This is a genomic window from Capnocytophaga sp. oral taxon 412 str. F0487 (assembly GCF_000271925.1).
GTDB classification, from domain to species: Bacteria; Bacteroidota; Bacteroidia; order Flavobacteriales; family Flavobacteriaceae; genus Capnocytophaga; species Capnocytophaga ochracea.
Genome location: NZ_AJZR01000055.1, coordinates 38,027 through 52,641, shown reverse-complemented (window position 1 = coordinate 52,641; position 14,615 = coordinate 38,027). Strand labels below are relative to the sequence as shown.

Below are 14,615 nucleotides of genomic sequence, written 5' to 3'. Positions count from 1 at the left end.
TCTGATTCTAACCTCTAACATCTATGAACAAAATACCCGAAACAATGCTCATTACTTTATGGGCAAAAGCTACTGAAAATAAAGAAACTCAACCGCTGTTACGCGATGAGAAGGCTGCTGAGATTATAAACAAAATAGACTATGATTTTAGCCGGTTCAAGAAAGGTAAATTCTCCCAAGCAGGCGTGTGTGTGCGCGCTCACTTGATAGACGAAGAAACACGCGCTTTTATAGAGCAACACCCCGATGCAGTAATAATACAATTGGGTACGGGTCTCGATGCTCGTTATGAGCGTTTGGGCTGTCCGGAACTTACCCATTGGTATGACCTCGATTTGCCTGAGGTAATTGCTATCCGGCGTCAGTTTTTTGAGGAGAGTGAAAGACGTAGTTTTTTAGAAATGTCTCTCTTTAATACTGAATGGATAGAGAAAGTAAAAGCTCACCACAAACCGATACTCATTATTGTTGAGGGGGTACTGATGTATTTCCCTCCGTTTGAGGTAAAAGATTTTATGATACATCTCTGTGAAGCATTTACTGAGGCTACTCTTCTCTTCGATATGCTCGCTTACGCTTTGGTAGGGCACGCTAAGAACCACGATACACTAAAAGCAATGGATAAAGATAGGCGCCCTGAATTTCAATGGAGCGAAAAGTATAGCGAGGCGATGGAGCAGTGGCACCCTAAATTGCACGTCGCAAAAGAGTATTTTATGAGTAAGTACGACCAAGGTCGCTACCCATTTATCTTCCGTATGCTATATAAGATTCCGTATTTTTATAGACGATTTAACCAGAGAGTGGTGAGATTAGTGATAAGGTAAATAACATAACAAACATTTGATATATAACGTTTTAGATAATATATAGAAAATAAAAGTAGTAAAAAAATTAGGAGATTAAATAATTATTATTACTTTTGTGCTTTCAAAACAGAAATTTTAGTTATATACCTTATTTTAATAAATATAAATGAGAACAATACAATTTAGAGAAGCCGTTTGCGAAGCGATGAGTGAAGAAATGCGTCGCGACGAGTCTATTTATTTGATGGGTGAAGAGGTAGCCGAATATAATGGCGCTTACAAAGCCTCTAAAGGAATGCTCGATGAATTTGGGCCTAAACGTATTATTGATACTCCTATCGCTGAAGGTGGTTTTGCAGGTATCTCAGTAGGGGCTGCGATGAATGGTAACCGTCCTATTGTAGAGTTTATGACTTTCAACTTTTCATTAGTAGCGATTGACCAAATCATTAACAACGCGGCTAAAATGCGCCAGATGTCAGGAGGTCAGTTTAATATTCCTATCGTATTTCGTGGTCCTACCGCTTCTGCTGGTCAGTTGGCGGCTACCCACTCTCAAGCCTTTGAGAACTGGTATGCTAACTGCCCTGGATTGAAAGTAGTAGTTCCTTCTACGCCTTACGATGCGAAAGGACTTTTGAAGTCGGCTATCCGTGATAACGACCCTGTTATCTTTATGGAATCTGAGCAAATGTACGGCGATAAAGGTGAAGTGCCAGAAGAAGAATACACTATTCCATTAGGCGTTGCCGATATTAAGCGTTCGGGTACTGATGTAACTATCGTTTCTTTCGGTAAAATTATTAAAGAAGCGCATAAAGCTGCTGATATTTTAGCCAAAGAAGGTATTGAGTGTGAAATCATCGACTTGCGTACTGTACGTCCGCTTGACTTTGACACTGTATTCGCTTCGGTTAAGAAAACTAATCGCTTAGTGATTTTGGAAGAAGCGTGGCCTTTTGCCAGTGTGTCTTCTGAAATTACTTATCAAGTACAAGAGCACATCTTCGATTATCTCGATGCGCCTGTACAACGCATTACTACCACTGATACGCCAGCACCATTCTCTTCAGAGCTTTTGAAAGAGTTTTTGCCAAATGCTGACGACGTAGTAAAAGCGGTAAAAAAAGTACTTTATAAATAAGAATTTGCTATCATTTTTATTTTTTTAAAAGTTATATTTTATTTTTTAGTCTTCACGATTTTTCCTCATCGTGAAGACTTTTTTTCGTTTAAGAGCGTTAATCTTTTGTTAAACTTTTGATAGGAAAGCAAAAGAATAAAAGTTGTGCTTGTAACACAAATTAACGTCTTAATTGTTTATGAACTATTAAAATAATGCCAAATAAGCTCATTATAAGGGCGTTGTTTTAACATATTATTGATTTCTGAAAGAAAAGAAAAAGATACAAAGGTGGTTTATATAACTTATAAGAATTAAGAATTTTTCAGTATCTTTGTGCGAAATTTGGAGGGGAATTATATATGCCATTAGAGAGCACCATAAAAGTAGATAAAAAAACTACCTTGTACATTTGGGAGGTAAGGGAGGAGCTTGCTGTGTTGGAAGAAGAAACTCCTCTTACTCCTGAACAAAAGGAGAGTTACAATGCTATTAGCAATGAGAGGGCTAAAAAGAACTTTTTAGCTACGCGTTTATTGCTAACTCAGTTAGGACACGCCCCCAATTCTTTGCATTACAATGCTTACGGGAAGCCTTTTTTAAAGGGAAAAGATTTTATTTCGATTAGTCATTCGTTTGATAAGGTTGTGGTGATGATAAGTAATAAACCTGTGGGGGTGGATATCGAGAAGAAACGAGAGAAAATATTGCGTATCGCACATAAATTCACTCAATGGAATTACCGTTCAGCGGATTACTCGATTCAGAACATCATTCAGAAACTTACAATGACGTGGTGTGCTAAAGAAGTAGGTTTTAAAATTCATAACAAACCTACTCTTACCCTAAACGATGTGAGGGTAAAAGACTTTTTTCCTAATGACAAGGAGACGGATATTAAGATAGGAAATACTATGTATAAGGTCTTTTTTATTTTGATAGAAGATTTTGTTTTAGGATATTGCAAAGCCAATAAATAAACGTTTTGGTTATATACAAGAACAAATGGTAGATTTTGTAGTTGTACAAAGTTTGCCATTTGTTTTTTTTATGCCAATGAACGTGAGTTGAGCGTAAATCTCAGAAAATAGAAAAATTAGAAAATGGAGTAAATTAGGAAATTAGAAAATGAGAAAATGGAGTAAATGCCAATAATACCAGAAATGCCAATAATGCCACCAAGGGAAATGGACGGGTCGGACAGGTCAGAGGAGGGGTTGGAGGATTCGGAAGGAAACGGAGGTTTCCAAAAGTAGGTTGGGAGGATTTTTGGTAAAAAAAGGGTGTAAGAAGGGTGGGGTTAGCTTATAGAGAGCTTATAGGAAGCTTATACGAATCTTGGACGATTGGTATAGAAAGGGTGTATAAACAATTGACTCATAATATAATACAGCAATGCAAAAAATGGTAAAATCGGGGTTTCGAGACGAAAGAAAGAGAAAAGGCATTAGGCCTTAGGCCATAGGCACTAGGGGGAAGTATGACGGAAAAGGGAAGAAATGACGAATGACGAATGACGAATGACGAAGGAAATGTGATGAAAATCTCTTGCTGGCTATCTTCAAAGGGGGAATGTAGGGACGGAAAAAATGGAGGTAATGTGGGGAAAATATTCTTCTATACACACACTCGGCTATTGATAGTTACATACTCGGCTAATGCTTTTTTAGGAGGTTTTTAGGGAGTTTTTGGAGATTGCCTCTTCGAGTATGGGGAGGGCACTTTTTTCAATCAGCTTAGAAGCGGTGAGGAGAGTGATTACTTTATGAGGTTTAAGCATCTCTAAGAAAGATGCAAAAGCGGGGTTTGCCAAGAGTTCTTGGGTATAATCTGCTTTGAAATCTTCGAAATTGCCGTCTTGATGATAGCGTTTGCGCAAAGCTGTGGAAGGAGCTACCTCTTTCGCCCAAAAATCTAAATGAAGTGCTTCTTTTTTGATGCCACGAGGCCAAAGCCTATCGGCTAAAATACGAAAGCCATCATCGGGGCTTTCTGTTTCGTATACGCGTTTTAATTGTATTTTCATAGTAACAAGACCATTGCAAAAAATATACCAATTAGGATTTAATGATTAGTGATTAATGTTTAATAGTTAATGATTAAGAAGCGGAGAAGGGGTGGTTGTGAGTGATAGGAGTGTTGTAAGCGGTATGCTTTAAGGATTAAAACCTGCCCTTAATCCCTAAGGCTTTGGCTTTACTAAGCGCAACTTTGGCTTCTGCCTCGCGCCCAAGTTCGTTGTAGAGCAAATACAAATCGTAATAGATTTGGGCGTTTTTGGGTTCGTACTTCAAGGCTTCGTTTAAGAAGCTTTCTGCCTTGTCGTTTTGGGCTTTGCCACTGTAAAGAACGGCGAGGTTTAGGCGAATGTAGTTCAGCTGTTTGTCTTTCAGCAGAGCGCGCTCGTAGAAACGAATGGCGTTATCGGTATCGTTTATCTTCACAAAATAGTCGCCTGCCGTAGCACTTCCTAATGGAAAATCGGACTGTGAGAGCACAAACTCCTTGTACTCTTGGTGTGCTTGTTCAAATCGGTTATAGACCCTGCAAGCCTCTAATCCTTTTTGGGTGAGCAATGCATTAGCTGCGAGCATACGTACCGCCTTCACCTTATCGGTAAGTAAGGGCAACAAATCATTTTCATAGAGATTCAGAGGATATTCGCTAATAGCCACCACGGCACGATAACGCGTTTGTGGGTCGGGATTGTGGAGTTCTTTTTTAATAAGCGCAAAGCTTTTTTCAGAAGGGTGATTGCCCAGATAGTGAATGGCTCCTGCACGCACAATGGCGGGGGTTGTTTTGTCTTCTAACAGACTACTGAGTGCGGTGATATTTCCTTTACTTCCTTTAATAAGATTTTCGGCGAAATGCGGTTTGCGCTGTTTGCCGTACCACTTGACAACAGCTTCGGCTGCCCACCGAGCGGTTTTATCGGTATGACAAGCATTGCAAGTGTTGGGTGTGCCGTACTGAGCAGACAAATCGGGGCGAGGAACATAGAAATTGTGGTCGTGGCGCACATCGTTGCCCATATAAGTGCGGGTAGGCATATGGCACACACGGCAATCGGTTTCGGCTGGGTTGCCCTTATGGAACGTGTGTGCCTGAGAAGCGTACTTAGGTGCGTGACACTGCAAACACACTTTGCTACCTTCGGCTTTCAGCTTGCCTGTGTGAGGCGAATGGCAAGAGGTACAGCGTACGTTTTGGTGATACATTTTGCTTTGCAAGAAAGACGAATATTTATAGTTTTCACCTAACACTTGTCCGTCGGGAAAATAAAGGTCGGTTACGGGCACTTCGGGCAGATATTCGTCCATTACCTCTGTTACCATAGCGTGGTGCTGAGTTACCTCTCCCCTACGCGTATGGCAAGGCATACAGGCATTGAGTTCTTGGGTTTGCGAGGCAAGGACAAAGGTGCGAGTTTTGCCCTTACTCTCGGCGTGCGTTTTAGCCCCTCCGTGGCAGGACTCACAACTTACGGTGAGTTCGCTATAAGTAGTGTGATAGGAGTCGGTATAAGGGTTGAGGTTTTTTTGCAGGTTGGTGCTATGGCAAGAGGCGCACATTAGGTTCCAATTCTGTCCTGCTTGCGTCCAATGCAGGTAATCATCGGGGGGAATTACCTCGCCTGCGTATTGGTGAAACCACTTGTTTTGGCGGCTATCCCACGACTGACGGAAAACTTGCTTTTTGCCGTTAGGAAAATCGGTAATATACTGTTGTAGGGGGTAATAACCAAAGGTATACAATACCTCGTAATCTTTGTAAGCCCCGTCTTCGCTTTGTGTATGGATAAAGAATTTGCCATCGCGCTTGAAGAAACGAGAAGTAATGCCATCGGCGGTGTAGGTAACGTTATTGAAATTGCCGAGTACGGTGCTATCGCTAGCGATTTGCATTGCCTTGTAATGGTCGGAGAGCGTCCATTCATTATACTCTTTTAGGTGACACTGCTTGCAGGAAGCTGAACCTATGTAGCCCTGAGGAGTTTCTTTATTAATATCCTGTACGGAGGTATACATCTCCTGATTAGTAGTTTTGAAGAATAGAAAGACAATGCCCGCAAGGCATAATAGAACAGCAAGAGCTATCAATAGTTTTTTCGACATAAAGAAACATTTAGGCGGTTTTCTTACAGCGGGGCAAAGGTACAAAAACAATATTTAATATACAACGGATAAGACGGTTAAAAATACCAATAAAAGAGTGCTAAAACATTAAAAATTAACAAATGTATTTACTTGTATTAAAAACTCTTGCAATATTGAAACCTTTTTACTACTTTTGCGCAAAATTAAATATAGATGACAAAACTGAGAATGTTGTACTCTTGGGCTCTTTTCTTGCTGGTAACTTTTACTGTTACAGCACAGAACATAGAGGTTTCAGGTACTGTAAAAGATGAAAAAGGAGAGCCTTTATTAGGTGTATTGGTATTAATCAAAGGTACCCAGCGTGGTGCCGCTACCGATATGGACGGGAATTATACTATCCAAACCAAAGTGGGAGAAACGTTGAGTTTTTCGATCTTAGGAATGAAGACAGTAGAGAGAAAAATAACCGCCTCCACCAAACGATTAGACATAGTGCTTAAAGACGATGTGCAAGAACTTGAAGAAATGGTGGTTACCGGCTATGGAGCTCCTAAGCTCGCCAGCCGCACCGTCGCACAAGTCGCACAAGTACAAGGTAAAGATGTGAGTGCAGCTCCGGTAGCCAGCGTATCCGATGCCTTACAAGGACGATTAGCAGGGGTAGTGGTAACCAGTGATTCTGGTCGCCCAGGTAGCAATAGCGATATCCTTATCCACGGGTATAACAACTTCCAAGGCGCACTACGAGGTGAGAGAACTCAAGAACCTCTCTATATAATGGACGGAATAGCCGTAAGCAGTAGTGTGATGAGCAGGTTCAACCCTAATGACATCGAGAGTATTACGGTACTTAAAGACGCGGCTTCTACCTCTATCTACGGAGCACGTGCTGCTAATGGGGTGATACTCATCACTACCAAAAAAGGACGTAATAACGAGCGTACAAGCGTAACCATCAGTCACCAACTCGGTTTTACAGCGCTTACCAATGCCAGCCGTAAGTTTTTTGACGATATGATGACCCCACGCGAGTATATGGACTTTTGGATAGAAAAAAATCCTGAAGCAGTAAACTTGGCTGTAGGTAAGTTCAGTAAAAGCAAGGACGTAGCGAGACAATCAGCAGATAAAATCTTAGCCGATAATCCTTACAATACCCGTTGGGATAAGGTTTTCTTTAGAGATTTTGTACCGTTGATACGTACTGATGTCTCTATTTCAGGAGGTACTAATAATAGTACTTATTATTTGTCGTTTGGGCACTTCAGCCAAGAGGGTTCTACAGCACCTCGTAGCGATTACCGTCGTTATACTGTCAATGGTAGTATCAATACCCAAATCACTAAATGGTTAAAAACAGGCTTCTCATTTGCAGCAGGACATACCGAGCGCGAAGGAGGCTCAACCCTCAACACCCCTAAGGTGATAGCTTTGCCACTTTACAGTCCTACTTACGAAGATGGTAGACGTAAAAACTATATCCCTGGCATCACCAGTCGTTCAGCTGGTTTCTACCACCCCGACTACTATGCCGAAACACACCCTAGCAACTCTTTCTCCGATGACTTCTTGCCTTCGGGATTCGTCTCTATAGAGCCTATTAAAAACCTCATATTCAAAACACAAGGAGGGATACAATACGGGTATGGCGAATCAGAACTAAAAGAGTTACCTTCGTTTATAGATTATAAGTTTTTCGATGACCCTAATCCTTACACTTCAGTGTCTAACAGTCGTACACTCAGAAAAACAATTACTAACACGTTAGAATATCGCTTCCTGTTAGGAGAAAACAAAAAACATAGCTTCAATGTGTTATTAGGACAAGAGTCGGTTGAAAATAGCAGCAAACAATTAGATGTTACTACTTTCGGACAACCTTCAGAAGGGCTAACAATGCTCCGACACGGTAGTAAAGATAAAAGAATAGAAGACCAAAAGACTGTAAGTACTTTCAATTCTTATTTCGGAAGAGTGGAATACTCTTATAACACTCGTTATTTCGTAGACCTATCAATGCGCCGTGATGGTTCATCAGCCTTTGGTAAGAACAACCACTACGGTAACTTCTGGGCAATAGGAGCGATGTGGAAACTCAAACAAGAGAACTTTTTGAAAGATGTAAAATGGCTTTCAGACCTCAATTTGCGCTTCAGCACAGGGCTTTCAGGAAATGCCTTAGGAGGCTACAAACATATCACTACCATAAAACCAGACAATTTCTATCAAGGTAAAACAGCTTATACAGTAGGTAGCTTGGGTAATCCTGATCTACGTTGGGAAGAGCAACGCAAAACTACTGTAGGGCTTAATATTGTGATTGATAGAGGTACTTCTTTCAATATAGAATACTACGACCGCGAGACTTACGATATGATTTCAAGTCGTGAGCTCAATAGTACTTCAGGGCAAAATCAATTCTTTGACAATGCAGGGGGTATGCGCAACCGTGGGATAGACTTCACTTTCTCATCAGTAGTGTATAGAAGTAAAAATGAAGATCTAGCCATTCGTCCTTACTTCAACGTAAACTATAACAAGCAAGAAATAACCGCTCTTTTTGGCAATAAAACCTCTAATGTGGTTCCTTCTTCTGAAATAGGGTATAAATTAGGTCGTGCCCTTGAATGGGCAGCCGTTATCCCCAAAGGCGTAAACCCTACTACCGGACAAATGGAGTATTACATACCAGGTGATGACCGTATGGAGCAAGTAACTGATGATAATAGAGTAACAACTACTTACGATTCAAGTAAGTTAGGACAAACCACAGGCAAGAAAATGCAAGCCCCTATCAATGGTGGATTCGGTTGGAATATCAGCTATAAAACATTCTCGCTCGATATGGCATTCTCTTTTTCGTTGGAAAAATATAAGTGGAACTACGATATGAAGTACACCGAAAATCCTGACCAGTTTGGTGATCACAACCTAAGTAGAAAAATATTAGACTATTGGAAAAATCCAGGTGATAACACCCGCCACCCTAAGATAAACACTACCACTTTCGTAAATTCATCGGATGCGCGTATGATACAAGACGCCTCATTTATGCGTTTGAAAAATATTACCCTTAGCTATAGCCTCCCAAAAGAAGTTATCAAACAATTGAATTTCTTTGAAGGAGTACGCTTATATGCTACCGCCCGCAATATCTTTACGCTTACCAAATACGAAGGAGCAGACCCTGAGTACAATAATGCTATTTCATCAGGTGGCTATCCTCCTTCTCGTCAGTTTACCTTAGGGGTAGATGTTAATTTTTAAAAACGTAAAACAATGAAAAAGATTTATAAAATAATAACTTTAGTAGTAGCTCCTCTGTTCTTTACCGGCTGTTTCAACCTCGACCAACAACCTTATGAAGATTTGAGCCAAGCTAACTCTTTTAAAACCGTACAAGATGCTCAATCTTGGGTGAATGGTATGTATGGTAAGTTGCGTACAAACATATACGGAAGTGCTATGTATGCTACCGACTTGCAAGCTGATTTCCTGAATATGGCTCTAAGAGACGGTACTAACGAAACGATTACCAATTTTCAAAACTGGACATTGTTTACTGTCAATAATGCAGCTACAGCAACTATTTGGCAACGCTATTGGGGGGCAATACAAAATATAAATATAGGTTTAGAGGGGATTCCTACTATTACTATTCCCCAAGAAAATTACCGCACCGATGCGGCACAGATAAAGCACAATATGGGCGAATTGTATTTGGCACGTGCTTATTACTACACCTATCTGCTGACACATTATTGCCCTACTGATGAGGCTTCAGCTTATGGGCTACCTTTGTTAAACGCACCTACTATCAACAATTTTCCTAACAGAAGTACAGTAGGACAGACTTACGACTTTATTTTGGCCGATATAGCACAAGCCGAAACTCGCCTTAGTGATGTAACAGGTGCTTTAGGGTCAGAGAAGTTTACCAAAGATGCAGTTGCAGCACTCAAGGCGCGAGTATTGCTTTATAGAGGCAAGTGGGCAGAGGCTTATGCCGCAGCTACTTCAATTATTGGTAGTCGTTATAGCTTAGTGAGTAGTAGTAGTGATTTAGAAAAGGTATGGAAAGATGATGATACTGCAGAAAGTATTGTACAGCTTTATGCTAAATACGATGTAGGTAATACAGCAGAGTTACCATCAGCCAATGATATTTATTTGGGCTACCAAAGAGAGTGGAACAATAGATTGCGTAGGTTTGAAATAAGGTATTTGCCAAAAGCAATACCTACTCAAGATTTCGTAGATTTGTATAATGATAGCGACTACCGTAAGTCTGTTTATATCAAAAAACTTTTTGCTAACTATGGCAGTGCTACTTTCACCGATTTGTATTTGGTAAATAAATACCCCGATAACCCTTTGCTAAAACAAACATCAGGTATCTCCCCTACTTATATGCATCGTCCTAAGGTATTTCGTATTGCTGAGATATACTTAATAGCAGCCGAAGCCGCTTATAAAAACGGCGATCAAACCAATGCTAAAATCTATTTAGATAGATTGCGTACTGCACGTGGTATCGGTAGTGTAACCTATACCGATCTTTGGACAGAGATTCAAAACGAACGCAACCGCGAACTTGCTTTCGAGGGCTTCCGTATGGCAGATATCAAGCGTTGGAATTTGGGCGTAGTACGTGGTACCCCTCAGAACCTCAGTGCTATTGTTTCAGACCCTGCTGACCAGTATTATCAGCTTAATATCCCTGCGGGGAATTATAAAATGGTTTGGCCACTTTCTCCAAGTGACATTCTCTATGAACAAGGTAGAGCCAATTGGCAACAAAACCCAGGTTGGTAAAACAATGATTAATTGCTAATACAATAAAGAGATTTCAAACATATTTAAAATAAAAAAGCGGTCTTAATAGACCGCTTTTTTTATTATCATTTTAACTATTATCTCCAAAAATAGTAGGCTACTACTGATATAAAGATAATACTAAGAATATTCAATACAAAACCTGCTTTTATCATATCGCGCTGACTTACCTTGCCCGTACCGTAAGCTATGGCATTAGGAGGCGTAGCTACAGGTAACATAAAGGCACAAGAGGCTCCTATACCTATGATAAGTGAAAGACCCAAAGGATTAACTCCTAAGTTTTCGGCTACCGATATGAAGATAGGCACTAAGAGAGCTGCACTGGCGGTATTACTGGTAAATTCAGTTAGGAAAATGATAAAGGTAGCTACCATAAGTCCTATTACAAAATAGTTGCTATCAGCGATGAGAAACTGCACAGAGTCTACCAATGCCTTACTCGCTCCCGATTGTGTAAGGATAACACTTAGTGAGAGTCCGCCACCGAAGAGCATTAGCACACCCCAATCGGTGTTTTCTTGTATTTGTTTCCATTCGGCCACACCAAAGAAACATACGAACACGGCAGCAATCATTGCAACCACTGCATCAAAGTCTTTGATTTTCTCGATGCCTATAAAAGAAGTGAATGTTTCGTTAATTAGGTCGCTAAATATCCAGCAAAGGGCTGTGATAAGGAAGATGAGAATGGTAAGATACTGCTTGCCGTTGAGCTTATCTACTACACCTTCAGTAGAGGTGATTTTAATGTTTAGTTTCGGACGGAACACTACATACAACGTACCAATCATCAAAGGCATTAAACCTAAGACTGTAGGCATACCATAGCGCAACCATTCTGAGAATGTGATATTCAGTTGAGAGGCGACAATGGCATTCGGTGGGCTACCCACCAAGGTACCCATACCTCCTATACTCGCACTATAAGCAATTCCGAGTATTACAAAGGCATACGTACCTTTATTACTTTCGTAGTCGATGTTTTTGAGCAAACCCATTGCCAAAGGAATAATCATTGCGGCAGTAGCTGTATTGCTGATACCCATAGAGAGCAAAGCAGTAGCCAAAAAGAGGAAGAATACCGCTAACAGGAAATTGCCTCTGGCTATAGCAATCACCTTATGAGCGATGTACTTGTCAAGCTTTTGTACGCTCAGGGCAGTAGCAATAGCGAAACCTCCAAAGAATAGGAAGATTGTAGGGTTTGCAAAAGCTTGTAGGGCACTTTTGGTACTCTCTAAGCCCAAGAGTATTGCCAATACAGGAACTAAGAGTGCTGTAACGGTAATGTGTATGGCTTCGGTAAGCCACAAGATAGCGACAAAGGCAAGGAGTGCCAAGCCTTTATTAGTAGGCTCTTCATAAGGAAGCAACCCATAGAGCAAAAAGCCTACCGCCAATGCGATGGCTATAATCACGGAACGTTTGATGTAATTGGTCAGCATATATTAGGGTTTTTGTTATTAGCAAAGCACGTAAGCAATTTACGGTTTTATCTTCACCGCATATTTCTTTTCCGAAACAATTACAATCCCTTTTTGGAGCAAAAGATTATTCGGCAAACTTATCTGTTCGCCTTCTGTTGTTTTCAAAAGAGTATAGAAAGATTTTATATCGATTATTTTAGCCTCGATAGGATAATCTTTATCTAAAATCTTAATCGTATCTCCTATTCTAAACGGAGAAGAGAAAAACACGATAATCCCCGCTGTAATATTGCTCAAAATCGACCATTGAGCAAAAAACGCTACCCCTATTACGGTAAGTATCGAAGTAACAAAAAGAAAGAGCTGTTCGGTTTTTATTCCCCAAATAGAGACAATGGTAAGAGCAGCCAGCGCATAAATAAAATAGTCTATATACTTCTTTACCAAATGGGTACGACTCTCACCGAAGTCCGCTTTTTTTCCAAACTTATTGATGATGGAGTTCACCAAGTAACGCAAAGCAATAAAGACCACCAATGTAATGGCAGTAGCAATGATTTGATATAGGTAGTCTTGTATATAGTTCATATAACTTTACTTCGCGATATTCACAGCACGAGTTTCACGTATTACCGTTACTTTCACTTGACCTGGGTAGGTCATATCGGTTTGGATTTTTTGCGATAAGTTGAATGATAGTTCTGCGGCTTTATCGTCGGTTACTCTTTCGCTTTCTACGATTACACGCAACTCACGTCCTGCTTGGATTGCATAGGCTTTCTTCACACCTTGGAAAGTGAAAGCAGCATCTTCGAGGTCTTTGAGACGTTGTATATACGAATCGAGTACTTGACGACGTGCTCCTGGACGAGCTCCACTAATAGCATCGCATACTTGTACAATAGGCGAAAGCAAGGAGGTCATCTCAATCTCGTCGTGGTGTGCCCCGATAGCATTGCACACTTCGGGTTTTTCGCCGTATTTCTCTGCCCATTCCATACCGAGGAGAGCGTGAGGAGTCTCACTTTCTATCTGCGGTACTTTACCGATGTCGTGTAAAAGTCCGGCACGTTTGGCGAGTTTAGGATTTAAGCCTAATTCGGCTGCCATTACGCCACAGAGTTTGGCTACCTCGCGTGAGTGTTGCAAGAGGTTCTGCCCATATGACGAACGGTATTTCATACGTCCTACACATTTTACTAACTCGGGGTGCAGTCCGTGAATACCGAGGTCAATTACGGTGCGTTTACCTATTTCTACAATTTCTTCTTCTATTTGTTTGGTTGTTTTTTCAACCACTTCCTCAATGCGTGCAGGGTGAATACGCCCGTCGGTTACGAGCTTGTGCAAAGAAAGACGTGCGATTTCGCGACGTACCGAGTCGAAGCAAGAGAGGATAATCGCTTCGGGGGTATCGTCTACAATGATTTCGACCCCAGTAGCTGCTTCGAGGGCACGGATATTGCGACCTTCACGACCGATGATACGACCTTTCACTTCATCAGACTCGAGATTGAATACCGATACGCAATTGTCTACTGCTTCCTCAGTGCCTATACGCTGAATGGTGTTGATGATGATTTTGCGCGCTTCTTGGTGAGCGGTGAGCTTGGCTTCTTCAATGGTGTTTTGGATATAAGCCATCGCGTCGGCTTGAGCTTCACTGCGCAATGAATCGGTGAGTAGTTTCTTAGCTTCTTCGGCAGACAAGCCTGAAATAACCTCTAATTGTTGTACCTGACTTTTGTGTAGGCGGTCTATTTCTTCTTGTTTTTTGTCGAGAGTTTGCAAGCGAAAGTCGGCTTCTTCTGTTTTCTTTTCCAACTCATCTTTTAGGCGCTTATTTTGTGCCAATTCATTAGACACTTGTGACTCTTTATCGCGTATACGCTTCTCAGCCTCTGCCATTTTTTTATCTTTGGCAGTGATTGTTTTTTCGTGTTCAGCTTTTAGTTCAAGGAACTTCTCTTTTGCTTGGAATATCTTGTCTTTTTTGATATTTTCAGCTTCAGCTTTAGCATTTTTCAGAAGAACGTCGGCTTCATTCTTAGCGTTGAGAATGATTTTAGAGGCGTTCTTCTTTTCCAGCGATTTGGCGATAGCGAACCCTATGAAAAGGGCAATGATAAAAACTGCAATACTTATAATAACTGTACTATCCATCTTTGTTGTTTAAAAAATAAAATATTGATATAAAAAATGCCTATATTGATTAATATGTTTCACGTAAAACTCTGAAAAACAGGTTTAGGGATACTCAGTGGGGCAAGTATCCGGCAACTGAAGACCGGCGCGCTTTAGCCGCTGTAACTCT

10 protein-coding genes are annotated in these 14,615 nt (G+C 40.9%); 5 read left to right on the top strand and 5 right to left on the bottom strand.

Features of this window, described 5'->3' with window-relative positions:
- Window positions 1–23 precede the first annotated feature (23 nt).
- From HMPREF1321_RS09425 to HMPREF1321_RS09415, 3 genes are all read left to right on the top strand, one after another.
- Window positions 24–827 (top strand): class I SAM-dependent methyltransferase, encoded by an 804-nt coding sequence (locus HMPREF1321_RS09425; RefSeq protein ID WP_009422375.1) that lies wholly within the window; start codon window positions 24–26, stop codon window positions 825–827.
- Between the two features lie 148 nt (window positions 828–975).
- Window positions 976–1,953, top strand: a complete 978-nt coding sequence (locus HMPREF1321_RS09420; RefSeq protein ID WP_009422447.1) for a pyruvate dehydrogenase complex E1 component subunit beta — start codon at window positions 976–978, stop codon at window positions 1,951–1,953.
- Window positions 1,954–2,294: 341 nt separating this feature from the next.
- The gene (locus HMPREF1321_RS09415) at window positions 2,295–2,912 is read left to right on the top strand and encodes a 4'-phosphopantetheinyl transferase family protein (protein ID WP_009422383.1); all 618 of its coding nucleotides are present in this window, start codon (window positions 2,295–2,297) and stop codon (window positions 2,910–2,912) included.
- Between the two features lie 686 nt (window positions 2,913–3,598).
- On the opposite strand, the gene HMPREF1321_RS09410 is transcribed toward HMPREF1321_RS09415, so the two are convergent.
- A complete protein-coding gene (locus tag HMPREF1321_RS09410) occupies window positions 3,599–3,958 on the bottom strand; it encodes a DUF488 domain-containing protein (RefSeq protein ID WP_009422358.1) in 360 nt (119 codons plus the stop codon).
- Window positions 3,959–4,094: 136 nt separating this feature from the next.
- The gene (locus tag HMPREF1321_RS09405; RefSeq protein WP_009422411.1) at window positions 4,095–6,050 is read right to left on the bottom strand and encodes a multiheme c-type cytochrome; all 1,956 of its coding nucleotides are present in this window, start codon (window positions 6,048–6,050) and stop codon (window positions 4,095–4,097) included.
- A gap of 195 nt (window positions 6,051–6,245) precedes the next feature.
- On the opposite strand from HMPREF1321_RS09405, the gene HMPREF1321_RS09400 reads away from it, so the two are divergent.
- Together HMPREF1321_RS09400 and HMPREF1321_RS09395 are read left to right on the top strand one after the other, a co-directional pair.
- Window positions 6,246–9,302 (top strand): SusC/RagA family TonB-linked outer membrane protein, encoded by a 3,057-nt coding sequence (locus HMPREF1321_RS09400; protein ID WP_009422352.1) that lies wholly within the window; start codon window positions 6,246–6,248, stop codon window positions 9,300–9,302.
- A 12-nt stretch (window positions 9,303–9,314) separates the two neighbouring features.
- Window positions 9,315–10,850 carry a RagB/SusD family nutrient uptake outer membrane protein gene (locus HMPREF1321_RS09395; RefSeq protein ID WP_009422391.1) on the top strand — a complete coding sequence of 512 codons (1,536 nt, stop codon included), beginning with the start codon at window positions 9,315–9,317 and terminating at the stop codon, window positions 10,848–10,850.
- A 98-nt stretch (window positions 10,851–10,948) separates the two neighbouring features.
- On the opposite strand, the gene HMPREF1321_RS09390 is transcribed toward HMPREF1321_RS09395, so the two are convergent.
- The 3 genes from HMPREF1321_RS09390 to rny are packed head-to-tail and all read right to left on the bottom strand — an operon-like array spanning window position 10,949 to window position 14,464.
- Window positions 10,949–12,319: an SLC13 family permease gene (locus tag HMPREF1321_RS09390; RefSeq protein ID WP_009422373.1), complete on the bottom strand. Its 1,371-nt coding sequence runs from the start codon at window positions 12,317–12,319 to the stop codon at window positions 10,949–10,951.
- A 39-nt stretch (window positions 12,320–12,358) separates the two neighbouring features.
- The gene (locus HMPREF1321_RS09385) at window positions 12,359–12,889 is read right to left on the bottom strand and encodes a mechanosensitive ion channel domain-containing protein (RefSeq protein ID WP_009422354.1); all 531 of its coding nucleotides are present in this window, start codon (window positions 12,887–12,889) and stop codon (window positions 12,359–12,361) included.
- A gap of 6 nt (window positions 12,890–12,895) precedes the next feature.
- Window positions 12,896–14,464 carry a ribonuclease Y gene (gene rny / locus HMPREF1321_RS09380; RefSeq protein ID WP_009422343.1) on the bottom strand — a complete coding sequence of 523 codons (1,569 nt, stop codon included), beginning with the start codon at window positions 14,462–14,464 and terminating at the stop codon, window positions 12,896–12,898.
- Window positions 14,465–14,615 lie beyond the last annotated feature (151 nt).